The sequence below is a fragment of the Flavobacterium sp. PL11 genome, assembly GCF_035985025.1.
Lineage (GTDB): Bacteria > Bacteroidota > Bacteroidia > Flavobacteriales > Flavobacteriaceae > Flavobacterium.
The window spans coordinates 79,777-102,607 of record NZ_JAXCIA010000014.1; the positions used below are offsets into that span (position 1 = coordinate 79,777).

Annotated in this window: 26 protein-coding genes; 17 read left to right on the forward strand and 9 right to left on the reverse strand. The window is 31.2% G+C overall.

Features of this window, described 5'->3' with window-relative positions; genetic code table 11:
- Positions 1 to 51 precede the first annotated feature (51 nt).
- On the reverse strand, positions 52 to 597 hold the full coding sequence (locus tag RCH18_RS09255; RefSeq protein ID WP_326936471.1) for a DUF2911 domain-containing protein: 546 nt from the start codon (positions 595 to 597) through the stop codon (positions 52 to 54).
- A gap of 219 nt (positions 598 to 816) precedes the next feature.
- Between RCH18_RS09255 and RCH18_RS09260 the strand changes: the two genes are divergently transcribed.
- Together RCH18_RS09260 and RCH18_RS09265 are read left to right on the forward strand one after the other, a co-directional pair.
- The gene (locus tag RCH18_RS09260; RefSeq protein ID WP_326936472.1) at positions 817 to 1,266 is read left to right on the forward strand and encodes a hypothetical protein; all 450 of its coding nucleotides are present in this window, start codon (positions 817 to 819) and stop codon (positions 1,264 to 1,266) included.
- A gap of 32 nt (positions 1,267 to 1,298) precedes the next feature.
- Positions 1,299 to 2,921, forward strand: a complete 1,623-nt coding sequence (locus RCH18_RS09265; RefSeq protein WP_326936473.1) for an amidohydrolase — start codon at positions 1,299 to 1,301, stop codon at positions 2,919 to 2,921.
- A gap of 127 nt (positions 2,922 to 3,048) precedes the next feature.
- On the opposite strand, the gene RCH18_RS09270 is transcribed toward RCH18_RS09265, so the two are convergent.
- The 5 genes from RCH18_RS09270 to RCH18_RS09290 form a co-directional block, all read right to left on the reverse strand.
- Entirely contained in the window at positions 3,049 to 3,540 is a 492-nt protein-coding gene (locus RCH18_RS09270) for a hypothetical protein (protein WP_326936474.1), read from the reverse strand.
- Positions 3,541 to 3,668: 128 nt separating this feature from the next.
- Positions 3,669 to 3,944, reverse strand: coding sequence for a hypothetical protein (locus RCH18_RS09275; protein ID WP_326936475.1), 276 nt, complete (start codon positions 3,942 to 3,944; stop codon positions 3,669 to 3,671).
- A gap of 17 nt (positions 3,945 to 3,961) precedes the next feature.
- Positions 3,962 to 4,267: a hypothetical protein gene (locus tag RCH18_RS09280; RefSeq protein ID WP_326936476.1), complete on the reverse strand. Its 306-nt coding sequence runs from the start codon at positions 4,265 to 4,267 to the stop codon at positions 3,962 to 3,964.
- 10 nt (positions 4,268 to 4,277) lie between these two features.
- Positions 4,278 to 4,457 carry a hypothetical protein gene (locus RCH18_RS09285; RefSeq protein ID WP_326936477.1) on the reverse strand — a complete coding sequence of 60 codons (180 nt, stop codon included), beginning with the start codon at positions 4,455 to 4,457 and terminating at the stop codon, positions 4,278 to 4,280.
- A 100-nt stretch (positions 4,458 to 4,557) separates the two neighbouring features.
- Positions 4,558 to 5,310 (reverse strand): hypothetical protein, encoded by a 753-nt coding sequence (locus RCH18_RS09290; protein WP_326936478.1) that lies wholly within the window; start codon positions 5,308 to 5,310, stop codon positions 4,558 to 4,560.
- Between the two features lie 149 nt (positions 5,311 to 5,459).
- On the opposite strand from RCH18_RS09290, the gene RCH18_RS09295 reads away from it, so the two are divergent.
- The 5 genes from RCH18_RS09295 (at position 5,460) to gatB/aspS (ending at position 11,040) form a co-directional block, all read left to right on the forward strand.
- A complete protein-coding gene (locus RCH18_RS09295) occupies positions 5,460 to 5,714 on the forward strand; it encodes a helix-turn-helix domain-containing protein (RefSeq protein WP_326936479.1) in 255 nt (84 codons plus the stop codon).
- 12 nt (positions 5,715 to 5,726) lie between these two features.
- Entirely contained in the window at positions 5,727 to 5,879 is a 153-nt protein-coding gene (locus tag RCH18_RS09300; RefSeq protein ID WP_326936480.1) for an HNH endonuclease signature motif containing protein, read from the forward strand.
- A 160-nt stretch (positions 5,880 to 6,039) separates the two neighbouring features.
- A complete protein-coding gene (locus RCH18_RS09305) occupies positions 6,040 to 6,309 on the forward strand; it encodes a hypothetical protein (RefSeq protein ID WP_326936481.1) in 270 nt (89 codons plus the stop codon).
- Position 6,310: 1 nt separating this feature from the next.
- Complete coding sequence (locus RCH18_RS09310) at positions 6,311 to 7,708, forward strand: amidase family protein (protein WP_326936482.1); 1,398 nt, start codon at positions 6,311 to 6,313, stop codon at positions 7,706 to 7,708.
- Positions 7,708 to 11,040 (forward strand): bifunctional amidotransferase subunit GatB/aspartate--tRNA ligase AspS, encoded by a 3,333-nt coding sequence (gatB/aspS, locus tag RCH18_RS09315; protein ID WP_326936483.1) that lies wholly within the window; start codon positions 7,708 to 7,710, stop codon positions 11,038 to 11,040. Before RCH18_RS09310 ends, gatB/aspS begins: the two co-directional genes overlap by 1 nt.
- A 332-nt stretch (positions 11,041 to 11,372) precedes the next feature.
- Here the strand turns inward: gatB/aspS and RCH18_RS09320 are convergent, their stop codons facing one another.
- The gene (locus RCH18_RS09320) at positions 11,373 to 11,648 is read right to left on the reverse strand and encodes a hypothetical protein (protein WP_326936484.1); all 276 of its coding nucleotides are present in this window, start codon (positions 11,646 to 11,648) and stop codon (positions 11,373 to 11,375) included.
- A gap of 456 nt (positions 11,649 to 12,104) precedes the next feature.
- Between RCH18_RS09320 and RCH18_RS09325 the strand changes: the two genes are divergently transcribed.
- From RCH18_RS09325 to RCH18_RS09335, 3 genes are all read left to right on the forward strand, one after another.
- Positions 12,105 to 12,809, forward strand: coding sequence for a hypothetical protein (locus RCH18_RS09325; RefSeq protein WP_326936485.1), 705 nt, complete (start codon positions 12,105 to 12,107; stop codon positions 12,807 to 12,809).
- 350 nt (positions 12,810 to 13,159) lie between these two features.
- A complete protein-coding gene (locus RCH18_RS09330; protein ID WP_326936486.1) occupies positions 13,160 to 13,375 on the forward strand; it encodes a DUF2683 family protein in 216 nt (71 codons plus the stop codon).
- Entirely contained in the window at positions 13,366 to 13,623 is a 258-nt protein-coding gene (locus RCH18_RS09335) for a Txe/YoeB family addiction module toxin (RefSeq protein WP_326936487.1), read from the forward strand. The genes RCH18_RS09330 and RCH18_RS09335 overlap by 10 nt, the downstream gene beginning before the upstream one ends.
- 42 nt (positions 13,624 to 13,665) lie before the next feature.
- On the opposite strand, the gene RCH18_RS09340 is transcribed toward RCH18_RS09335, so the two are convergent.
- Together RCH18_RS09340 and RCH18_RS16140 are read right to left on the reverse strand one after the other, a co-directional pair.
- Positions 13,666 to 14,016: a hypothetical protein gene (locus RCH18_RS09340; protein ID WP_326936488.1), complete on the reverse strand. Its 351-nt coding sequence runs from the start codon at positions 14,014 to 14,016 to the stop codon at positions 13,666 to 13,668.
- On the reverse strand, positions 14,013 to 14,156 hold the full coding sequence (locus RCH18_RS16140) for a GYF domain-containing protein (protein WP_442788152.1): 144 nt from the start codon (positions 14,154 to 14,156) through the stop codon (positions 14,013 to 14,015). The genes RCH18_RS09340 and RCH18_RS16140 overlap by 4 nt, the downstream gene beginning before the upstream one ends.
- Before the next feature lie 335 nt (positions 14,157 to 14,491).
- Here RCH18_RS16140 and RCH18_RS09345 point away from each other — a divergent pair, with 335 nt between their 5' ends.
- The 7 genes from RCH18_RS09345 to secDF all read left to right on the forward strand — a co-directional run bounded on the left by RCH18_RS09345 (position 14,492) and on the right by secDF (position 22,532).
- A complete protein-coding gene (locus RCH18_RS09345; protein WP_326936489.1) occupies positions 14,492 to 14,743 on the forward strand; it encodes a hypothetical protein in 252 nt (83 codons plus the stop codon).
- An 80-nt stretch (positions 14,744 to 14,823) separates the two neighbouring features.
- Entirely contained in the window at positions 14,824 to 15,045 is a 222-nt protein-coding gene (locus tag RCH18_RS09350) for a type II toxin-antitoxin system RelE/ParE family toxin (protein WP_326936490.1), read from the forward strand.
- 196 nt (positions 15,046 to 15,241) lie between these two features.
- Complete coding sequence (locus tag RCH18_RS09355) at positions 15,242 to 15,463, forward strand: addiction module component CHP02574 family protein (RefSeq protein ID WP_326936491.1); 222 nt, start codon at positions 15,242 to 15,244, stop codon at positions 15,461 to 15,463.
- A complete protein-coding gene (locus RCH18_RS09360; protein WP_326936492.1) occupies positions 15,450 to 15,605 on the forward strand; it encodes a hypothetical protein in 156 nt (51 codons plus the stop codon). The genes RCH18_RS09355 and RCH18_RS09360 overlap by 14 nt, the downstream gene beginning before the upstream one ends.
- 774 nt (positions 15,606 to 16,379) lie before the next feature.
- On the forward strand, positions 16,380 to 18,323 hold the full coding sequence (gene gyrB, locus RCH18_RS09370; RefSeq protein ID WP_326936493.1) for a DNA topoisomerase (ATP-hydrolyzing) subunit B: 1,944 nt from the start codon (positions 16,380 to 16,382) through the stop codon (positions 18,321 to 18,323).
- Between the two features lie 78 nt (positions 18,324 to 18,401).
- Positions 18,402 to 19,337 carry a malate dehydrogenase gene (gene mdh / locus RCH18_RS09375; RefSeq protein ID WP_326936494.1) on the forward strand — a complete coding sequence of 312 codons (936 nt, stop codon included), beginning with the start codon at positions 18,402 to 18,404 and terminating at the stop codon, positions 19,335 to 19,337.
- Positions 19,338 to 19,559: 222 nt separating this feature from the next.
- Positions 19,560 to 22,532: a protein translocase subunit SecDF gene (secDF, locus tag RCH18_RS09380; protein WP_326936495.1), complete on the forward strand. Its 2,973-nt coding sequence runs from the start codon at positions 19,560 to 19,562 to the stop codon at positions 22,530 to 22,532.
- Positions 22,533 to 22,831: the final 299 nt, after the last annotated feature.

Genomic DNA, 22,831 nt, shown 5'->3' on the forward strand with positions numbered 1-22,831 from the left:
AACAGGCTATTCTCTCGACTAGCCTGTTTATTTTTAGATTTATTAGTATTTTTATTTTGTAAAAGGAATAGCAAGTCTTGCCTTATCCCATCCTACATTTAATACAATTCCATTATCAGCCTTAGTAAAAACCATTGAAAGAGCCTCTAAATAGTCATCAGCCGCAGTTAATGGTACTGTAATCCTTGCAACGTCATTCTTTTCGTTATAAGTATAGGCACCCCATACATTTCTGTCTTTATTAATAATGATCACACATTCATTTTCATTAGCGATGGTATACAGAGTATAAATACCAGCATCTAATTTTGTTTTGCCTAAAAACATATCAGTGTATAGACTTAGTTCACAAGCTTCATTTGCACCAGTTCTCCAGATTTTTCCTTGGGGTACTACCTCACCTAAGCCTCTTCCATTTAATTGAGGTCTGCTATAAATGATACGTGCAAGTTTATTTGAATCTTTATAATCATTAGGATACCAGGCAGCATCTAACGGACTTTTATCAAGAGCTGGAAATTTTTGAGCAGTCGCGTCTAATGATATAAGCATCATAAAGGCACAGATACCTGTGATAAAAACAGTGGATTTTTTCATAGTTTTTGTTTGTTATTAAAAGGGTATTATTTGTTTTTTATCGGTAAAGTTAAAAATTTCATCTATACTTTCATAGAAAAGTAAAAAGTGTGCTTAAAAAATAATCTGACGCGATAAATTTAGTTTAGATTTGTTAATTACTAGCTTTAATTAAATACTTATTGAGACTCAGGAGTAGCAACATTACCTTTTGAGCATCGATTAAAATTAAAAAAAAATATGACTTTTAAGCAAAAAACACATCGCTATTATCTTCAATTACTTCAAGATAAAATTGATGTTTTTAAAGATATGATTGCAGCACTTACTGAGGATTCGAAGAATGATGCTAAAGGCTCAGCAGGCGACAAACATGAAACTGCCTTATCGATGATGCACATTGAACAAGAAAAGCTCAATCGTAAATTGAGAGAAGTAATAGATCAAAAAGTTATTTTGGATAAAATAGATTTGGATTCAGTTGCACAAACCATTATTGTGGGAAGTTTAGTAAAAGCAAACGGTATTTTGTTGTACTTAAGCGTGGCGTTACCTAAAATAAATATCGAGGGAATAAATATTATTGCGCTTTCGCCACAATCTCCATTAGGAAGTAAATTAATAGGAAATCGAGTAGGTTTTACTTTCGAAATAAATACTACAAAATACACTATCGAAGAAATAACTTAATCTAAGAGTCAATACTATTAAATTCTAAATATATGAAACTAATTACACTACTTCTTTCTGTCTTTTTAATGATTTCTTGTAATCAAAAAAACAAAATAGTCGCTGATACTATTATCACTGATGCTAAAATTTATACCGTCAATGAAGAATTCGGAATAGCTTCAGCGATGGCTATTAGCGGAGGTAAAATTTTAGCAATTGGAACTAATGAAGAAATTAAAAACGCCTATGATTCTAAAAATACGATTGATGCAAAAGGCAAATTTATTTATCCAGGATTGGTCGATGCGCATTGTCATTTTTATGGTTATGGACTAAATTTACAGGAAGTAGATTTGCGTGGTACAAATAGCATGAAAGAAGTCATTGAGCGTTTAAAGGCCTTTCAAAAAGATAAAAATCTTGATTTCATTGTAGGTAATGGTTGGGATCAAAACGATTGGGATGTAAAGAAATTCCCTTCTAAAGAAGATTTAGACGCTGAATTTCCAAATATTCCTGTAGTTTTAAATAGGATTGATGGGCATGCTATGATTGTCAACAGTAAAGTTTTAGCATTAGCAGGAATTACTAATAAAACTAGTGCTACGGGAGGACAAATAGAATTGTTAAATGGGCAACCAACAGGGATTTTAATTGATAATCCAATGCGTATGATTAGTGCTATTATTCCGCAGCCAAGTCGCAAAACGCAAATAGCAGCTCTATTAGATGCTGAGAAAACAATGTTTGGGTTTGGACTAACAACTGTCAATGACGCAGGATTATCGCCTGATGTAATTCAGCTAATTGATAGTTTACAAAAAGTAAAAGCGCTGCGTATTAATGTATATGCAATGATTTCAGCTAATCAAAAAAATCTTGATTTATATCTAAAAAAAGGAATTTATAAAACCGATGCCTTAAATGTACGTTCGTTTAAACTTTTTGGAGATGGAGCTTTAGGTTCTCGAGGCGCTTGTATGCATAAAGATTATTCAGATATGGCCAATCAACGCGGTGCTTTGCGATCTTCTCCTGAGGAATTAAAATCAATTGCAAAGCAAGTTGCAGCTTCTGACTTTCAATTAAACGCGCATGCTATCGGGGACTCAGCAAACACGGTTTTGTTAAAAATATATAAAGAAGTATTGACAGGTAAAAAAGATCGCCGATGGAAAATAGAACATGCACAGGTAATACGAGAACAAGATTTTGACTACTTCAAGTCAGGGATTATTCCTTCCGTACAACCTACTCACGCTACATCTGATATGTATTGGGCTGGCGAAAGATTAGGAAAAGAAAGGCTTAAAAATTCCTATGCTTATAAAAAGTTGCTTCAAAAAGCTGGAATTATAGCTTTAGGAACTGATTTTCCAATAGAAGAAGTCAATCCAATGTTAACTTTTCATTCTGCAGTAGCTAGAAAAGACAGTAAGAATTATCCAAAAGGTGGATTCCAAATGGAAAATGCATTAAGCAGAGAAGAAACAATTAAAGGAATGACAATTTGGGCTGCCTTTTCAAATTTTGAAGAAAAAGAAAAAGGAAGTTTAGAAGTAGGAAAGTGGGCTGACTTTGTAATTTTTGATCAAGATTTAATGAAAGTTAAAGAAGAAGAAATCGTAAAAATTGTTCCATCAGCAACTTATTTAAAAGGGGATAAGGTGTAATAGAGATGATTCAGAAAAGATAGCATCATAATTTTTAATGGTATTTTAATGTTTTTTTCTTATTGGAAAGCCAAATTAGTTTTGCTATTGAACGTATTGGAACGAAGTATTTGATTGACAGTGTTGATTAAATAAATTTCGCTTTTTTAATTGAATATACTGGGTTTTCTCTATCAAAATTTGTAACGCCAAATGCGATAGTTGAATAAATGCGGTTTTTCTTTTGATAAGAAATTGTTTTCCAATTCCAAGTTGAACAAAGCTCTTCAAATTTTGTAATATTTGTATTGAGTGAGTCCATATCATTAGATTTTAAGTCTGCAATTAATAAAGTAAACTTTGCATGTTCGGGTTTAGGTTCAAGAAGATTTATATAATATTGATTTTCAGATAAATTAATTTCTATACAAGCTGGTTTTTTTATCAATTTTTCAAATTCCTTGTGTAGTATTTTTATTTTACTATAAATACTTTTTTTATCAGGTGTAGAGCAAGTAATGGAAAAATATAGTTTTGCATGCTCTACTACATCTTTTCTTTGGTCGTAAAAATAAAGTTTCTCCTTAATTTTGTTGTAATTAGGTATGTAGGAATATGCAACAAAATCTTTTTCTAACATATCCTTAAGTATTTCAATAGGTGGAAATTTTATATTTCGAAAAGTTTGAATAATTACATTACCTTTATATGGGAGATTTCCTTTCATTTGCTTTTTTGTTACGACAAAATCATTTAATCAAAATAGTTTTATAGCACTAGATTGTTTTTACATTTTGGACATTTTGGAAGATTGTTGTCATAATCTTTACCAAATTTATTTCCTAAAATTGCAAATATACCCACTCCAATCAAAGTAGCGGGTAATGCGACAGAAGCACCTAATATAGCTCCCGCTATTCCTAAGCTTGATGCCAATCCATATCCAATACCAGCACCAGCGATAGTGCCAATTATCCTGCCACTAGTGTCTTTTTTAAAAACTATTTCGGACTTACAATGCGGACAACTAATATTTTTTTCCATTTTTAATTTTTATTTATTCAACTATAAAAATCCGGATCTTGTTGATCCAAATCTAAATTTTCATTATAATATTTATCGTTATCATTAATGTTATTTTCTTGTTTAAAAAAATCACGACTATATTCTTCTGCAAATCTGATTTCATCATCAATATTCTTATCAATATTTTCATTGATTGAATCTGTTGAGTTATCTTTATTTCTTTCTTGTTGAAGTGTGATGATTTCTTTAAGTTTTAAGATTTTTTCGGATGAAATTTTACTCATATTCAAGACACCATTTAAAAATCCATATATGTATAGTATTAATTCTTTATCTGTCATAATTTTATAATTAAAAAGGTAAGTCATCTACTTCTTCACCAGTTAATAATGAAGTATCAAAATTGATGCTTCTTTCCAACTTTAGAATTAAGTTTTTTACATCCTTTTTACTGACATTTTCTTTAGTTGTAATAGCATCTATAAATCCCATTAGCTGATTGTAAACTTCATCGTAATTAATCTCATCCATATTTCATCTTTTTTATTTTGTTAATTGGATTAGTGTTAAGGGAATTAATTTGCTTACGTGTTTTTAAATGTAATCAATTATAGTTTGATTAATTAGGAATTTACTCATAATAATATTTGTAAGAAGAATAATTGCCTGTAAGACCCGAATTATTTTCAATATCAGCAATAGGATAACCATCTAAATTATAAGTAATAACACTAGTGCTTAATACTGAAGTACTTCCATTATATAAATCTATATTTTTTATATAATTATTTTTGGCAGAATTGTAAGTTAGGCCACTTCCTTTATGATTGTATAGTAATACGCTTACACCTAATATGTTTTTGAAAGGATTGTTTTTTGTGTCATATTCGTAAGATTCAGTACCATTATTTTCCGAAGCATCTTCTATAAGATTACCATTTTTGAAAGTTAATTTTCCTTTGCCATTTCCATTAGATGAATATAAAACAGTTCCATCTGAATTGTATATGAAATTTGTTGTTTTTGAATATGATGCTGATGTCTCTTTGTATGTTACAGAAGTTAATTTTCCATTAGTATAGGTGTAATCTTCGGTTGAAGTTAGTTTAGCGTAATCAAAACCTTCTACTTTTGTAATAAAATCTCCTGTGTAAGTATAGACGTTTTTGTATCTTCCATCAGTTAGATCACTAACTATTTTGTTTCCGTTGTATGTAAAATAAGTGTCCTTTCCTACTTTATCTATGCTAGTATTTTCAACATAATTTATTTTTTTTGGCAATATTAAGGAGGATGAATCGGGTGTAGAATCTCCATCTTTTGAACAAGATAAAAATGTAAGTGTAAGTAGTAGTACTAATCTGGATAATTTCAATTTTTTCATATCGTTTTTTTAAGTTATAATTTATAATGTTCTGTAAATGTAAATTGTAAAAAAAACAATTATTTACGGGAAACCTCATTTGAGCATTTTTATTATTTCATTTTCTCAAATGTAGTAAAAATTGATATAAAAAACACAAATATGTGTCCATGTTATTTTTTAGATGGTGGCATTTTTACTGTGTGAAAGAATTAGACGAGATAGAGATTGTAAAATCTGTTGGAAATAAAGTCAGAGAAACTAGAATTCTGAGAGGACTTTCACAAGCTACGCTGTCTTACGATGCAAATATCCCTAAAAACCAGGTTGGTAGAATTGAAAGAGGAGAAATTAGTACTTCAATAATTACTCTTTTTAAAATATGTAAAGCTCTAGATATTCAAATTCAAGAGTTATTTATTTGATTATTGTTGTTTTTGACTTTTTTAAGAGATAATGGTAATACACCTTATTTAGAAGTTCATCATAAAAAACCTTTGGCTGAAGATGGAGATGATACAATTGAAAATGCATTTGCACTTTGTCCAAATTGCCATAGACACGCTCATTATGGTAAAATTTCATATTGATAAAAAATTAATAAAAATTCACTTAAAATAAACTAAACTCTATTTTTTCAAGTCTCTTTATGGCTTTTACACAACCGATAACAGTAAAAAAAAGTGTTTCCCAAACAAATCTTTCGTAAATTCGCCACCTTAAAAGTTTGATTTAAAACCAAATCGTATTATGAGTAAAATTATGACAGTCGACGTCTTGTCGAGTATTAAAGGAGCACAGCCTTCAGAGTCCGTGAATAAATTATTTGATGTTATTAAAAATGCAGTAACTTCAAATAATAATCCCTTAAATAATGTCAATCATAATTGTGTGTCAGTAGGTGATTTAAGAGAAGATGTTGTAATAGAGAGTTCGGCTATTGAGAAACAAATAATTCTGGAAAATTTTCCAAACAAGAAAAATGGTTTTTTAGTAGTTGCTAAAGTTATAGAAGGATAAAATGGAATCTCAAATAAAAAAGATACACCAGCAATTGGTGTCAAAAGAAATAACTTGCACCGCTTTAGTACAAGAAAAATTAGAATTACTAAGACAAAACACCTACAATTCTGTAAACTCTTTGTTAGATACTTTGGCATTAGATTTAGCTGCAAAAGTAGATGCGAAAATTTCAAATGGAGAAAAAATCGGTTTGTTAGAAGGTATTCCTTTTGGAATAAAAGATGTGTATATGTTGCAAGGAACGTATACAACTGCAAGTTCTGATTTGTTGAAAAATTATAAATCACCTTACACAGCAACTGCCATTCAAAAATTATTGGATGCTGGTGCAATTCCTTTAGTGAAAGAAAACTGCGATAGTTTTGGTCACGGATCTTCAAGTGAAAACACCATTTTTGGAGCTGTAAAAAATGCGATTGATCCAGAATTAGTTGCTGGAGGTTCAAGCGGTGGTTCTGCTGTGAATGTTGCAAAAGAATATACGGTATTTTCTATTGGTGGAGATACAGGAGGTTCTATTCGTCAGCCAGCAGGTTTCAATCATATTTATGGTTTCAAACCAACATACGGAAGAATTTCGAGATTTGGATTAATGGCTTATGCTTCCTCTACGGATTGTGTGGGTCCATTAGCAAAATCAATTGAAGATGTCCGAATTGTATTAAATATAATGAGCGGAAAAGATCCTAAAGATCAAACATCTATCTCATCAACAGAGATTAATGAAGAGTCAGTTGCTAATTCGCCAGTTAAGACGGTTGGTTATTTCAAAAACTTTATAGAAAACGATGCAATTGATGCGCAAATAAAAGCAGATTTTTTAGCTTCTATCGAAAAAATAAAAGCAAAAGGAATTGAAGTAAAAGAATTAGATTTCTTTAAATCTGATATTTTAGTTTCTACTTATTATACTTTGGCAATGGCCGAAACAGCTTCTAATTTATCTCGTCTTGACGGAACAAATTATGGCAACCGAATCGAAGCAGAAAATTTAATTGAAACCTATTCAGTGACGCGTTCTGAAAATTTTTCAGAAGAAACTAAACGTAGAATTGTAGGTGGAAACCAAGTATTATCACAAGGATTCTCAGATGCCATTTATTTAAAAGGATTGGCTTTAAGAGATCAAATCTCGGAGAACTTCAGTAAAGATTTCCAAGAAGTAGATATTATTTTATCACCAGTTACACCAAATACTCCTGCTAAAATTGGAGATAGTTTAAAAGATCCTTTGGCGATGTATTTATCTGATGCGTATACGGTTGGATTTAGTTTGGGACAATTACCTACTTTAACAGTGCCACAAGGAACAGTTACGGGTCTACAAATTACGGCTGCAAAAAATAATGATGAGTTAGTTTTACAATTTGCTAACTTCTTAAAAGATACAATATAATGGAATTGGAACAATTAACTGCGGCTTTAAAAGCCTACGATTTAGAATTGGTAATCGGACTGGAAACTCACGTTCGATTAAATACCAAAACCAAGTTGTTTTGTTCTTGTCCTAATCAAGATATAGAATCACCTAATGAAAATATATGTTCGGTTTGTACTGGACAAACGGGCGTTTTACCTGCTTTGAATAAAGAAGCGATTATAAAAGCGATTTATTTTGGTAAAGCAGTAGATTCATCCTTTAGTAATGAAGTGATTTCTTGGGATAGAAAACATTACGAATATCCAGACAATCCCAAGAATATTCAAATAACACAATTTCATAATCCAATAATTCCTGACGGTCACGTATCTTGTTATAGAAATGACGGTACGCAATTTACAGTAAATCTAACTCAGGTTCATATTGAAGAGGACGCTGCAAAATTGATGCACGAAAAGAAAATTTCGTTAGTCGATTTTAACAAAGCAGGAGTTCCATTGATTGAAATTGTTACAGACCCTTGTCTTAGAAATATCGAGGATGCCTCAACCTATGCGCAATACATCCAGCGTATTGTTCAAAATTTAGGTATTTCTGAAGCGAATTTGGAAAAAGGAGAATTCAAATCGGATGTTTCAGTGTCTTTGCGTAAAAAACACAGTTATGAGTTAAATCCTAGAACGGAAATCAAAAACTTGAACTCATTTAAGTTTATGGTTGAAGCTTTAAAAGAAGAAGTAGAAAAGCAATTCAATTATTTTATTGAAAATAAAGCGTTTAGACCTGATCAAACTACGGTTTTATGGGATGCTGACTTGAAGCAAACCAAAGTAATGCGTAAGAAAGAGTTTGAAGCGGATTATCGTTTTATCTCGGAACCTGATTTACCTTTTGTAAATATAAGAAAGGAAATTGACTCAATAAAAGTTGATACAAGTGCTTTACCGTTTGCAGTAGAGTCTATATTGATTCACGGAGGCGTTTTGCCTCAAGATGCAAAGTTTTTTACTGCCGATAAAGTGCGTTCAGAAACCTTTGTGAAATTAAATAAAGAAATCAAAGATCCGTCGTTTGTTGCCAAAACCTTGTCTAATAACATTAAGGCAGAAGAGTATTCTGAAATTCATAATGTTGATCACTTAATTGAAATTTTCCAATTGTTTAAAAAGGAAAAAATAACTGCGGTTTTGGTTCAAAATGCAATTACAAGTTATTTAAAAGATCGAAATTTTGATTACAATAATTATTTCGAAGAAAATACTATTTCTGAAGATAAAATTCAAGAAGTAATTGCAAAAGTACTGTCAGAAAATGTGGCTGTTGCCAATGAAATCAAAGCTGGAGACCTAGGAAAAGCCGGGATTTTAGTTGGTAAGATTTTAGGGATTATAGGTAAAGGAGCAAACGGAAAAGTGATTCGTCAAATTATTTTAGACAAATTGGGTTCGGATGCTATTTTAGAAAAAAATCAATCTGCCGAATCAGTTTCAAAAGAAACAATTGTTGAAAATAAAGAAGCTCAAGAAGAAACACTTCCTGAAATTCCTATCATTATAAAAGACAGCTACAGAACTCATAAGATTTCTCAGTTATCAGAGGAAAATATAAGTGAAGAAGTAGAATTATCGGGTTGGGTTGCGAGTGTTCGTGATCATGGAGAATTGATGTTTATTGATTTGCGTGATTCAAGTTATGAAATTTTTCAAGTTCGTATTAGTAGAGAGTCATTTCCTAATATTGATGAATTAGTAAAGCTAAAACCAGAATCGGTAATATCTGTAAAAGGAATTGTAGTAGGACGTAATGAAGATGATTACAATGCGGGATTGCGTACTGGAAAAATTGAATTAGAAACTTCGGTTTTAGAGATTTTAAACTTATCTAAAACATTGCCTTTCGAAATAAAAAGAGCGGCAAAAACAAATGAAGCGCTTCGTTACCAATACAAATTCTTAGATCATAGAAATGATGAGGTTCGTAGAGCAATTGTAAACCGTCATAAAGTAATTAAATTATTGCGTGATATTCTGGACGAAGAAGAGTTTTTAGAAATTGAAACGCCAATTCTAAGTGCAGGAACTGATGAAGGAGCACGTGAATTTATTGTTCCTACACGTAAACAAGCAGGTTTCTTTTACACCTTGCCACAAGCGCCACAGCAGTTCAAACAAATGTTGATGGTAAGTGGATATGAGAAATATTTCCAAATTGCACGTTGTTTTAGAGATGAGGACTCTCGTGGAGATCGCCAGCCTGAATTTACGCAATTGGATATGGAAATGGCGTATGCAAGCATGCAACAAATTATCGATTTGAACACTAAATTGTTTAATGAAGTAGTGACTAAAATATATGGTAAAAAATGGATTTTGCATCCGTTTGAAGTGATTACCTATAAAGATGCAATGGATTTTTATGGTTGTGACAGACCTGATTTACGTTACGGTTTAAAAATGCAAGACATTACAGATATCGTAAAAGAAACAACTTTCCAAGTGTTTAGCAAACCAATTGATGAAGGTGGAATTGTAAAATGTATCAAAGTTTCGGCTGCAGCCCAAGGAAACAAACGTATGTCTAAAGGTCAAATCGAAAACCTTACCGCTATTGCACAGCAAAATGGTTTAGGAGGATTAGCTTATATTATCGTTAATGAAGAAGAGTTGCAATCGCCAATTATTAAGTTTTTAGGCGAGGAAATTGCTGCAGGAATTATCAAAGCTACCGATGCAGAAGTTGGGGATATCGTTTTCTTCTCAGCTGCTGATTTTGCCACGGCAAATAAAGCGTTGGATGCTGTTCGACAAGAAATGGGTAGAATGTTACATTTAATCAATCCGAAAGAATTGCGTCCGGCTTGGGTAGTTGATTTCCCTATGTTTGAAAGAACAGACGAAGGAAGATGGACATTTACACACAATCCGTTCTCAATGCCTGCTATTTATGATTTGCAAAAACACATGGAAGGCGATGATGAAAAAATTGGAACTATTATCGCACAGCAATACGATATTATCTTAAACGGTTACGAAATAGGTGGAGGTTCCGTTCGTGCACATAAATCAGAAATTCTTGAAGCAACTTATAGAAATATGGGGTACAATAAAGAAGAAATGATGAAAAGTGTAGGAACGATGCACAAAGCCTTTCAATACGGAGCGCCACCACACGGCGGAATCGCGTGGGGAATTGACCGACTAATGATGATTTTGGAGAAAAAAACATCTATTAGAGAAGTTATGGCTTTCCCGAAAACTGGAACAAGTGAAGATTTATTATTTGGAGCGCCATCACTTTTATCTGATAAAAAGGTTGAGGAAATGAATGTGAAGATTATGAGGAAATAAGGTTTTAAAATTTTACAATAAAACCGAGCAATTGCTCGGTTTTATTGTTTTGACTTGTTTTGTTTTTTCTCGAAGGTGTTTAAGAATTAAAAGAAGTTTGTACAGTAAAGTTTTAAATCAATAGGATGAACAACAACTTGAAAGCCTGATTTATTTTTTCAACAATTCTAATTCGAGCTTATTGAGAAAATTATGAATTTCTCCCAACAAAATTTCATTCGTTTTATCACAGAAAATGAAATCATTAGAAATTTTAAATCTTTTTAATCCTTTTTCTGAAAGTTCACTTTCTGTCAGGTGTGCTATTTTGTTTCTAATTTTATATGCCAATATTAAATTTTCCAACTTTCATCATTCTCAATATCAAAATCTAATTTTAAACTTGATTTTAAAAAAATGAATATAGCATAAAATATTCCTTTCTTGTTCCTTTTTTGAAATTTAACTAAAAATTCAACACTTAAATCCTTGCAGAGTTCACGAAGACCATCTTCTAAATGTGAAATAATCATAATAAAATTTGATTTTCTTTTTAGATCAGGAAAATAATCAATAAATATATCATCTAAAGCATATGTTTGATCGTCAACTCCTTCATAATTTTCCATAATGCCTGTTTGATCTTCACCTATTTCATATTCAATATTTTCTTTACCGTAAAAAATTTAATTTTAGAATCTTTAATTTCTTCGGTGCTTAATTTTATGAATGATGACAAAAGTTCAAGTTCATATTTAAAATGATTTGAATACCACTTTCGTGGTAGGTTTAAATTAAACTTTACCGTGAATGGTATTATATTACTATAGTCTTCCATAAAATTATTTATTGAGGGTTATTGCTTTTGAAAAATTCTCGTATTAATTTTAGTTTTTGCTAAGATAGAAATTATTCAGAAAATGGTGTGTTCCAATTGTAAGGAAATAATGAGCAAGCAGCTGCTCTTTTATATTGAAAAAATATTAGGATTTTATTTCAATTAATATTAGATTATGAGCAATATAAAAAGAGTGCTTTATTTAATAATATTTCATTATTTTTGAGAATTACTAAGAAATGTAAAAATGCAAGTAAAAGAGATTGAATTAAATAAATTTGGAAGTCTAATTTCTAAAAAATTTTACAACGTTGATTCCAATAATAAAGTGTTGGAAGTAAAAGTTGATGATTGTTTTCCAGATGGATTTTCAGATGAAATTGATTTCAATGAATTAGTTTCAATTGGTCATGACTATTTTGTTGAAAGAAGTTCTGTATCACTTCATAGATCTGATCCATATAATAGATTTGGGAAAATTTATAATAAAACTTTTTTTAATAAACAAAAACAAAAGATTCGAGTTGAAGAGTATGGCCATTTTGAGAGTTTTGTTTGTGTCTTTACTTATGATGATGATGGGTTTTTGATTGAAGAAAATCTTGATGATTATACCTCCTTATTTGGTTACGCCCAAAAAACATATGTGTATCAGGAACAATATAATATAAGGTTAAAAAAAATGATCAAACTCTTGAAGTACTCAAAATATGATAACGGTATGGAAGAATTTTTTATTTATTCAGCATCTGGTGATTTAGTTGTTCATTCTTATAAGAAATTAAGTTTGAAAGGTGAGAACATCGAAGATAAAACGTTATATACATATAATCATGATGGAAATTGGATTTCTAAAAACTGTTATAATAATGGAGAATTAACAACAAATTGCACAAGAGAGTTTGGAATTTTCAGTCAGGCTACATTTGATGGGGAAAGTTTGCCGTTTTGACGTCTACAATTAATTAAAATTGAATAAATTGCTTCTTTTTTTTAAAAAAGACGAGATAGTAAAAGAACGTAAAGATTATGAGGCAATAAAATTCAATAGTAATATTAAAAATCAATTTCAGAAATCAATTTCAATAGCAACAATAATAGCTGTATGAAATAAAAATACAAATTTCAATATGAGCATTTCGGGGTTTGTTTTGAAAATTTGATTTTATAGGGGTTTGGGGTTTGTTATTGAAATTAAAAAAAAAACAGTAAATTTGAATATTATTTGGGTAGTTTAAAGAAGTAACAACCTTAAAAACGTATTAAAAGATTTTAAAAATAAGAATCTTAAATTTTAAAATTATGGAATCAATAAATTTCACTGCCTATACAGAGGATTTGAAGCAAATTGAAGCAATCAAAGCTTTTATGAAAGCTTTGAAAATCAAATTTGAGGTTTCAAATGAAAAACCATATGCTCCTGAATTTGTAAATAAAATCTTGGAAGCTGATCAGGAAATTAAAGAAGGAAAAGGTTTGAAAGTTACTGCTGAAGAGTTTGACGATTTATGGAAATAGTACTTTCAGTACAAGCTCAAAAAGATATTGAGTACTGGAAGAAAACGAAAAATCTAAAAATTCAAGAGCGAATTATTGTGCTCAAAAATGCCATTATTTTAAATCCGTATCAAGGAATTGGTAATCCGGAACCACTAAAACACCATCTTTCGGGAAAGTGGTCTCGCAAGATAGATAAGGTAAATCGTTTTGTCTACAGTATAGAAAATAGTATTCTCCATATTTATAGTCTTAAAGGTCATTATTAAACTTCAAAAAGTGAGCAGATGCTCGGTTTTGTTTTATTGACGTTATATTTCTTTTTTGGAGTAATTATTAAACCATCCGAAAATTAGTTTTATTGGATTACCAAAAATTATCAAAAAGCAGACTATTAGAATAGTCAAAAATAAAAATTCAAGAATAGCACTAATTCTTTTATATTCCTCTAATTCTATACCATTTTCATATTGGGCTGTTGACGATCTGAAATAGTTGTCAAGAGGAAAAAAAGCAATTATAATCAATACACAAATGAAGACCCTCTTTATATAATAAATTGTATTCTTTGCTATACTGGTTTTTATTTTTTCTTTGGCAAGCTCTTTTTCCTTAAGCTCGAGTTTAGATTTAGTTTTTCCTAGACCTAAATTTACATTCAAGGTTTTTTCTTTTTTTGTATATTTTCTGGGAGTTTAGGCGGAGTGATTTTTAATACAATCTGCAATTTTTCTATATTTCCTGCTTCGGTCCAATTATCAAACCCTTCTTTCCAAATCAATGTTGTTTTAGAAATACTCATTTCTTATAGTTCATTAATTGAAAATGGACCTTTTTACTCCCCTTCTTCAGCGATGAAATATTTTTTCTTACTCATTTTAAAGATATTTTAATTTTATTGTTGTCTGATATAAAAGGAACCTGTTCGAGTTAAAATCATTTACCTGCAAACTAAGTTTTGCAACTAAAACAAATCTAGCAAAATAATTCTTGCATTATTAACTCCATTTGAAAATTTGTTTTGATAGCTTTTATTTATTGAAATTGATTTTTAAAATTGCCATTGCTATTGATTTTTGCTTTTTATATTTGCTTTCTCTGTATCTTTGATAAACGCAATTTAAATCATTAATTATTATGAATGTTCAGTATATATCAGATAATTTAGGTAATAAAACAGCTGTTGTAATTCCAATAACGCAATGGAAGAGAATACTCCAGAAGTATAAAGGTGTTGAAAAAGAAGTTGAAGAGCCAATTGCAGAAATGTCTCAAGAAGAGTTTGTGCAATGGATTGCCGATGCAGAAAAATCTCCAACAATGTCTTTAGAAATTTTTAATGAAAAATGGGAAAAGAAAAAACAACAGTTACAAAGTCTTATTCCTTAGTAATAAAAGCTAACTACTACTTGAATTTAGAACAAATTGTAAACCATATTGCTTTTGAGAAAAAACAGCCATAAAACGCTATGAGATTTGGAGAAGGGATTAATAAAACAATGATTAAAATCGTTGATAATCCTTTGATTTATGCCGAATGCGAAAACATTCCTACCAAAACAAAAATATACCGCGAGGCTGGATATAAAACTTGGCTTATTATTTTTAAAGTCAAAAGTACGCAAGTAACTGTTTTAGGAGTTATAAGTGGTAAGCAAAAACCAACTCGTTTTAAGAAAATGACACGATGATATAAATTACAAAACCAAAACCGAGCTACTTTGCTCGGTTTTGGTTTTGTAGGGTAGTTCAATTGAAAATTTGTTTTTTACAATGGTTTGGTTTTTAATTGATTTTTGAAATTGCTATTGCTATTAAAATTGTTTTTTTTGGGAGCCTAAAGTTTTGTTTGTATCTTTGAAAAAGCACTTTAAATCATTAACTATTATGAATGTTCAGTATATATTCGATAATTTAGGAAATAAGACCGCTGTTGTAATTGCGATAGAAGATTGGGAAAGTATTAAAAAAAGTTGCCCAAGTATTGAAAAAGTTAATGAAGATTTGCCTCAATGGCAAAAAGATATTGTTTTGGAGAGACTACATAATCCTCAAGGAACTATGGATGCTTTTGAAATGATAGATGATTTGGAAAATGAAAAAATATAACATTACTGCTGATATAAGAGTTAAAATTGATTTGTTAGAAGCGAGAGATTTTTTAAACAGCCGAAGAAAAGGATTAGGATTGAAATTTATCAGTGATTACAGAAATTCAATTTCTAGACTAAAAATCAATTCTTTGTATTAAATCCGATACGATGACATTCGTTGCTTGCCTTTTGAAATGTTTCAATTTATAATTCATTTTAAAGTTGATGAAATCAATAAATCTGTATTGATTTTGGGAGTTATATCTACTCATAAAGATCCTAATACAAATTGGCTATAAGTAATTCTACAATAAAAAAACCGAGCAATTGCTAGGTTTTTTTGTTTTGGATATGTTTTGTCTACTTTTCTTTTCGAATGCAGAAAGAATTTCTTTGTTTATAAAAATTTGAAATTCCTTTTATAATTTGTTTAGGATTTGATATTGACTTTTTCAATTGCCATTGAATTTGACTTCTATGACCTCGGTTTATTAATCCTTCTATCATAAAGCACAACGCTTCCTGCAACAGATACATTCAAGCTTTTTTCAGAATTAAATTTTAGTAGAAAATGATATTTTTCTTTCGCTTGTTTAAGCTTTACGATTGCCAATTATAAATATAAAACTTAAGCTTAAGTTTTGAGTAGATTGCCATAATCTATTGAAATTTTCAAGTGTTTTACCTTTCAAAATTCCTATTCCGAAATATTTACTTAAAAATTATCATTCATCATCTAAAATACATACACTTATTTGTTTTTTCAAAAATTAAATTTTTTAAAAAACCTATTAATTATAGCGCTTTTTATTACAAAAAAATGGTTAAATGTTAATAACTTAAAGCCTTTAAAAGCGATTTTAACGGTTATCTAATTTGCATTTTATATATTTGCGTGTTATACAAAAATTACATTTTTTTAGAATATAATTATGAGCGAAGAAATCAAGAAGGACAGTTATTCAGCAGATAGTATTCAGGCATTAGAAGGAATGGAACATGTGAGAATGCGTCCATCAATGTATATTGGAGATGTAGGCGTTCGAGGTTTACATCATTTAGTTTATGAAGTAGTAGATAACTCTATCGATGAGGCAATGGGAGGTCATTGTGATACTATAATTGTTGATATAAATGAGGATGGCTCAATTACTGTTGAAGATAATGGGCGTGGTATCCCAGTTGGTATTCATAAAAAAGAAGGTGTTTCAGCATTAGAGGTTGTAATGACTAAAATTGGTGCTGGTGGAAAATTTGATAAAGATTCATACAAAGTTTCTGGAGGACTTCACGGTGTGGGGGTTTCTGTTGTAAATGCTCTATCAAAACATTTGCGTGCGACTGTTTACAGTGCCGATGGAAAAGTGTACGAACAAGAGTATGAAAAAGGAAAAGCATTATATCCAGTAAAACAAATTGGAGATGCTACTAAAAGAGGAACTGTTGTAACTTTTTATCCTGATCCCACTATTTTTACGCAAACCGTTGATTATACTTATGATACTTTGTCTGCTCGTATGCGTGAGTTATCCTATTTAAATAAAGGTATAACTATCACTTTTACTGATAAAAGAGAAGTAGATAAAGATGGAAATTTTGTGTCGGAAATATTCCATTCTGATGAAGGTTTGAAGGAATATATCAGATATTTAGATGGAAATCGTGAGCCAATTATATCTCATGTAATTTCTATGGATAGTGAAAAGGGAGAAATTCCAGTTGAGGTTGCCTTGATTTACAATACAAGTTATACAGAGAATATTTTTTCTTACGTAAATAATATCAACACGCATGAAGGAGGAACACACTTGCAAGGTTTTAGAACCGGTCTTACTAGATCTTTAAAAAAATATGCAGATGCTTCTGGGATGTTAGATAAATTGAAATTTGATATTTCAGGAGACGATTTCCGTGAAGGACTTACTGCTATTATTTCGGTAAAAGTTCAAGAACCACAATTTGAAGGTCAAACTAAAACTAAACTTGGAAATAGAGAAGTTGTTTCCCCGGTTTCACAAGCTGTAGGGGATATGATTGAAGCATATTTGGAAGAAAATCCAAACGATGCTAGAATTATTGTTCAAAAAGTAATTCTTGCAGCCCAGGCGCGTCATGCTGCTAAAAAAGCACGTGAGATGGTACAACGTAAAACCGTGATGGGTGGTGGCGGATTACCAGGGAAATTATCAGATTGTTCAGAGCAAGATCCTGCAAAATGTGAGGTTTATTTAGTCGAGGGAGATTCAGCGGGAGGAACTGCAAAACAAGGTCGTGATCGCGCTTTTCAAGCAATTTTACCCTTACGTGGTAAGATTTTGAACGTGGAGAAAGCAATGCATCACAAAGTTTTTGAAAACGAGGAGATAAGAAATATATTTACAGCTTTAGGCGTTACCATAGGTACTGAAGAGGATAGTAAAGCATTGAATATTTCAAAGCTACGTTATCATAAAGTAATCATTATGTGTGATGCCGATGTCGATGGTAGTCACATTTCTACGCTAATTTTGACATTCTTTTTTAGATTCATGAAGGAGTTAATCGAGCATGGTCATATTTATATTGCTGCTCCACCTTTGTATTTAGTTAAAAAAGGAAATAAAAAAGAATATGCGTGGAATGATTTACAGCGCGACCAAGCAAATGAAAGAATGGGCGGAAGTGCAGGAATTCAACGTTATAAAGGTCTTGGAGAAATGAATGCGGAGCAATTATGGGAAACCACAATGGATCCTAACTTTAGAACTTTACGCCAAGTAACCATTGACAGTTTAGCCGAGGCTGATAGAGTTTTCTCCATGTTGATGGGCGATGAAGTGCCACCAAGGAGAGAATTTATAGAGAAAAATGCAGTTTACGCTAAGATTGATGCTTAATTCAGAATTTTACTTTCGCGAAATTTTTTGAAAGCGAAATTTTATACAATATTAACAAAAACCAAATAAATTTAAAGTATGAAAGTTACCATTATAGGAGCAGGAAATGTAGGAGCAACATGTGCTGATGTGATTTCGTATAGAGGAATTGCTAGTGAAGTTGTTTTACTTGATATCAAAGAGGGATTTGCTGAAGGGAAAGCATTAGATATTATGCAGTGTGCTACCAACACAGGTTTTAATACTAAAGTAACTGGTGTAACCAATGATTATTCTAAAACTGCTAATAGCGATGTGGTAGTAATAACATCAGGAATACCTAGAAAACCAGGAATGACTAGGGAAGAATTAATAGGTATCAATGCTGGTATTGTAAAAACCGTTGCAGAAAATGTATTACAGCATTCTCCAAATACTATTATAGTTGTCGTTTCTAATCCTATGGATACAATGACTTATTTAGCGTTGAAATCTACAGGATTGCCTAAGAACAGAATAATTGGTATGGGTGGCGCTCTAGACAGTTCCCGTTTTAGAACCTACTTGTCTTTAGCTTTAGACAAACCAGCTAATGATATTTCAGCAATGGTGATTGGTGGACATGGCGATACCACAATGATTCCTTTAACACGTTTGGCCTCTTATAATGGAATTCCAGTTTCTCAATTTCTTTCACAAGAGCAGTTGCATAAAGTTGCTGCTGATACTATGGTAGGTGGAGCAACTCTTACTGGACTTTTAGGAACATCAGCTTGGTATGCTCCGGGAGCTTCAGTTGCTTTTTTAGTAGATAGTATCTTGAACGATCAAAAGAAAATGATTGCTTGTTCTGTATTTGTAGAGGGAGAATATGGTCAAAATGACATTTGTATTGGTGTTCCTTGTATTGTAGGTAAAAATGGAGTCGAAGAAATCCTTTCAATTGAGCTAAATGACGATGAAAAAGCTTTATTTGCTAAAAGTGCCGATGCGGTAAGACAAATGAATGACGCTTTAAAATCGATTTTAGAATAATATTTTAATGATAAAATTAAAAGACTGCAATTTTGCAGTCTTTTTTCTTGATATTAATTAATAAATAAATTGGTTAATCTTGGCGTTAATTATATATTTGCTCGGTTTAAAAAAATTAGGCAGTTTACCTATTTATTTTTGATGTAAAAAATAAATCTAATTCGCTGCTGTATAAGGTTTAAAACAAAATAATAAATAAAAAATAATTAATTTTTAGTAATAATGCAGAATAAAGGACTTATTAAATTTTTCGCAATTCTATTTGCATTGGTAAGTATTTACCAACTTTCTTTCACTTTTGTCGCAAGTAAAGTAAAAAACGATGCAAAATCTTTTGCTAATGGGGATTCTGATAAAGAAGTCAAATATTTAGACTCTATAGGAAAAGAGAAAGTATTTAATTTAGGATTTACCAATTTCACTTTTAATGAAGTAAGTGATAAACAAATTAACAAAGGTCTTGACTTAGAAGGAGGAATTAATGTTATTCTTCAAATTTCAGTTAAAGACATTTTAAAAGGATTATCTAATAATTCTAAAAATCCAGTTTTTAATAAGTCTTTGGCTGATGCAACTGCAAATCAAAAAGGGAATCAAACTTATTTAGATGCTTTTTACGAGGCTTTTGATGCCAACTCAAATGGAACAGTTAAGCTGGCTTCTCCTGAAATTTTTGCAAACAGAAGTTTACAAGGAGAAGGTGGAGTAGATTTTCAAATGACTGATTCAGAAGTTAAGAAGGTAATTTCTAGAAAAGTAGATGAATCTGTAGAAAGTGCTTTTGGAGTACTTAGAAAACGTATCGATAAATTTGGTGTTACACAACCTAATATTCAAAAATTAGGAGAATCAGGAAGAATTCTTGTAGAGCTTCCTGGTGCTAAAGATGTGGATAGAATCAAAAAACTATTACAAAGTACAGCTCAATTGGAATTTTGGGAAACATACAAAATTGAAGAAATTGGGAATTTCTTAATGGCTGCAAATGAGTCATTGAAAAAAACCGAGATTAAAACTACTGAAGTTAAACCAGTTGTTAAAGATTCATTGAGTGCTTTATTATCTGATGGTAAAGATTCGGCTGTTGCTTCACAAGGTAACAACCCATTACTAGATAAAATTATTGGTCAAGGTGGTGGACCTGTTTTAGGTTTATTTTCTCCAAAAGATACCGCTGTTGTAAACGGCTATTTGAAAAGAGCTGACATCAGAATTTTATTAGCTGGAGATCAGCGATATGCTAAATTTGTTTGGGGAATCCCTATGGCAATTAAGGATGCAGCAGGTAAAGATGTTGACGCTGTAGAATTATATGCTTTAAGAGGTAATAGAGATAACGTTCCTGCAATGAGTGGTGGTGTTGTGACTGATGCAAGTGATACCTTTGACCAATTAGGAAAACCAGCTGTTTCTATGCAAATGGATGGGCAAGGAGCAAAATCATGGGAAGAATTAACGGGTAGAGCTTATACTCAAAAAAGTAATATTGCTATTGTTCTCGATGACGTTGTTTATTCAGCTCCAGGTGTATCTAGCGGACCTATATCGGGTGGAAGATCTGAAATTTCAGGTGCATTTGATGTAACGCAGACTAAAGATTTAGCGAATGTTTTAAGAGCAGGTAAATTACCAGCAGCAGCAGATATTGTTCAATCAGAAGTGGTAGGACCATCATTAGGTCAAGAAGCTATTGACAATGGAACAAACTCGGCAATTATAGGTTTGTTGATCGTATCATTATGGATGATGATTTATTACGGTAAAGCTGGTTGGTATGCAAATGTTGCCCTAGCTGTTAACTTACTTTTCTTGTTTGGAATTCTTGCAAGTATAGGAGCTGTATTAACATTACCTGGTATTGCTGGTATCGTTTTAACGATGGGTACTGCTGTAGATGCGAATATTATTATTTATGAAAGAGCAAAAGAAGAATTAAGAGATGGTAAATCTCTAGCGGAGGCTGTTAAAACATCCTATAGCTGGAGAGGTGCAATGTCATCGATAACGGATGCAAACGTAACCCACATATTAACTGGAGCTGTTTTATTTATTTTTGGTTCAGGGCCAATTAAAGGATTTGCCACAACATTATTAATTGGTATAATAACGTCATTATTTACATCAATTTTTATTGCTAGAATTTTTATTGACTGGAATATCAATAAAAAGAATAACCTAACTTTTGTTACTAATTTTTCTAAAAATATATTTACCAAGTTCAATTTTGATTTCTTAGGCAAAAAGAAAATAACTTATATTATTTCTACGATTATTGTAATTGTAAGTTTTTCATCATTAGCAATCAATGGTCTTGATGAAGGTGTGGATTTCGTAGGAGGAAGAACGTTCCAAGTTCGTTTCGAAAAACCAATTGAAACAGAAACTGTAAAATCAGAATTAGGTCAAGTATTTGATGGTAGTGCTGAAGTGAAGATTTTTGGTAATGATAATCAGTTGAAAATAACTACTAAGTACAAGGTTGAAGAGGCAGGAAGTGTTGCCGATGAAGAAGTAAATAAACTTTTATTTACTACTCTAAAAAAGCATTTTTCAGCTGATATGACTTATGATAAATTTGTGAATGCTTATGATGGTAAAAATTTAGGAATATTACAAGCCTCTAAAGTAGGTCCTACAGTTGCCGAAGATATCAAAACCAATGCTTATTGGGCTGTAATCGGATCTATGGCATTAGTGTTTTTATATTTAATGATTAGTTATAGAAAATGGCAATATAGTTTAGGAGCAATTGCTGCTGTAGCGCATGATGTTATTTTTGTATTAGGTATTTATTCACTTTGTTATAAATTCATGCCTTTCGGGATGGAAATCGATCAACATTTTATCGCTGCTATTCTTACCGTTATTGGATACTCAATGAATGATACTGTAATTGTTTTTGATAGAGTTCGTGAATACCTAGGAGGTAAAACTAAAGGTTCATTTGCTGATATCGTAAATCAGTCTATTAATACAACTATGTCTAGAACGATAAACACTTCGTTAACAATGATTGTTGTTTTACTAATCATGTTTATCTTTGGTGGAGAATCCATTAGAGGATTTATATTTGCTATGTTAATTGGTATTGTAGTGGGTACCTATTCATCCTTATTTATTGCTACTCCAATTCTTGTAGATACTATCTCAAAAGAAGATAAAGAAAGAGTTGAAAAAGCACATCAAGAAGTATAAAATCTTTTACATAGAACAAAAAAAAAGAGATTCAACAGAAGTTGAATCTCTTTTTTTTGGTTTATATTTTTAAATTTGTTTTTGTAGATAATTGTTGGTTGGTAATCACCATTTCAATTGCTGTAAGAAAATAAATAATACTGCTTTTTACATTACTTGAATTCAACTTATAAATGCAACTTTTGAGAAAAGAGTTGCAAGTAGATTAAATTTTTACAGAAAGAGAGAAAAGAAAATAAATTCTTTTCCCCTTTGCTGAATGGATAAAATTTTCGTACTTGCTCCTCGACCAAAATTCA

Bases quoted from the DNA above. Each gene is read 5' to 3' on its own strand.
- RCH18_RS09255 (WP_326936471.1), bottom strand. From the start codon at position 597: ATGAAAAAATCCACTGTTTTTATCACAGGTATCTGTGCCTTTATGATG.
- RCH18_RS09260 (WP_326936472.1), top strand. From the start codon at position 817: ATGACTTTTAAGCAAAAAACACATCGCTATTATCTTCAATTACTTCAA.
- RCH18_RS09265 (WP_326936473.1), top strand. From the start codon at position 1,299: ATGAAACTAATTACACTACTTCTTTCTGTCTTTTTAATGATTTCTTGT.
- RCH18_RS09270 (WP_326936474.1), bottom strand. From the start codon at position 3,540: ATGTTAGAAAAAGATTTTGTTGCATATTCCTACATACCTAATTACAAC.
- RCH18_RS09275 (WP_326936475.1), bottom strand. From the start codon at position 3,944: ATGGAAAAAAATATTAGTTGTCCGCATTGTAAGTCCGAAATAGTTTTT.
- RCH18_RS09280 (WP_326936476.1), bottom strand. From the start codon at position 4,267: ATGACAGATAAAGAATTAATACTATACATATATGGATTTTTAAATGGT.
- RCH18_RS09285 (WP_326936477.1), bottom strand. From the start codon at position 4,457: ATGGATGAGATTAATTACGATGAAGTTTACAATCAGCTAATGGGATTT.
- RCH18_RS09290 (WP_326936478.1), bottom strand. From the start codon at position 5,310: ATGAAAAAATTGAAATTATCCAGATTAGTACTACTACTTACACTTACA.
- RCH18_RS09295 (WP_326936479.1), top strand. From the start codon at position 5,460: ATGTTATTTTTTAGATGGTGGCATTTTTACTGTGTGAAAGAATTAGAC.
- RCH18_RS09305 (WP_326936481.1), top strand. From the start codon at position 6,040: ATGAGTAAAATTATGACAGTCGACGTCTTGTCGAGTATTAAAGGAGCA.
- RCH18_RS09310 (WP_326936482.1), top strand. From the start codon at position 6,311: ATGGAATCTCAAATAAAAAAGATACACCAGCAATTGGTGTCAAAAGAA.
- gatB/aspS (WP_326936483.1), top strand. From the start codon at position 7,708: ATGGAATTGGAACAATTAACTGCGGCTTTAAAAGCCTACGATTTAGAA.
- RCH18_RS09320 (WP_326936484.1), bottom strand. From the start codon at position 11,648: ATGGAAAATTATGAAGGAGTTGACGATCAAACATATGCTTTAGATGAT.
- RCH18_RS09325 (WP_326936485.1), top strand. From the start codon at position 12,105: ATGCAAGTAAAAGAGATTGAATTAAATAAATTTGGAAGTCTAATTTCT.
- RCH18_RS09330 (WP_326936486.1), top strand. From the start codon at position 13,160: ATGGAATCAATAAATTTCACTGCCTATACAGAGGATTTGAAGCAAATT.
- RCH18_RS09335 (WP_326936487.1), top strand. From the start codon at position 13,366: ATGGAAATAGTACTTTCAGTACAAGCTCAAAAAGATATTGAGTACTGG.
- RCH18_RS16140 (WP_442788152.1), bottom strand. From the start codon at position 14,156: ATGAGTATTTCTAAAACAACATTGATTTGGAAAGAAGGGTTTGATAAT.
- RCH18_RS09345 (WP_326936489.1), top strand. From the start codon at position 14,492: ATGAATGTTCAGTATATATCAGATAATTTAGGTAATAAAACAGCTGTT.
- RCH18_RS09350 (WP_326936490.1), top strand. From the start codon at position 14,824: ATGAGATTTGGAGAAGGGATTAATAAAACAATGATTAAAATCGTTGAT.
- RCH18_RS09355 (WP_326936491.1), top strand. From the start codon at position 15,242: ATGAATGTTCAGTATATATTCGATAATTTAGGAAATAAGACCGCTGTT.
- RCH18_RS09360 (WP_326936492.1), top strand. From the start codon at position 15,450: ATGAAAAAATATAACATTACTGCTGATATAAGAGTTAAAATTGATTTG.
- gyrB (WP_326936493.1), top strand. From the start codon at position 16,380: ATGAGCGAAGAAATCAAGAAGGACAGTTATTCAGCAGATAGTATTCAG.
- mdh (WP_326936494.1), top strand. From the start codon at position 18,402: ATGAAAGTTACCATTATAGGAGCAGGAAATGTAGGAGCAACATGTGCT.
- secDF (WP_326936495.1), top strand. From the start codon at position 19,560: ATGCAGAATAAAGGACTTATTAAATTTTTCGCAATTCTATTTGCATTG.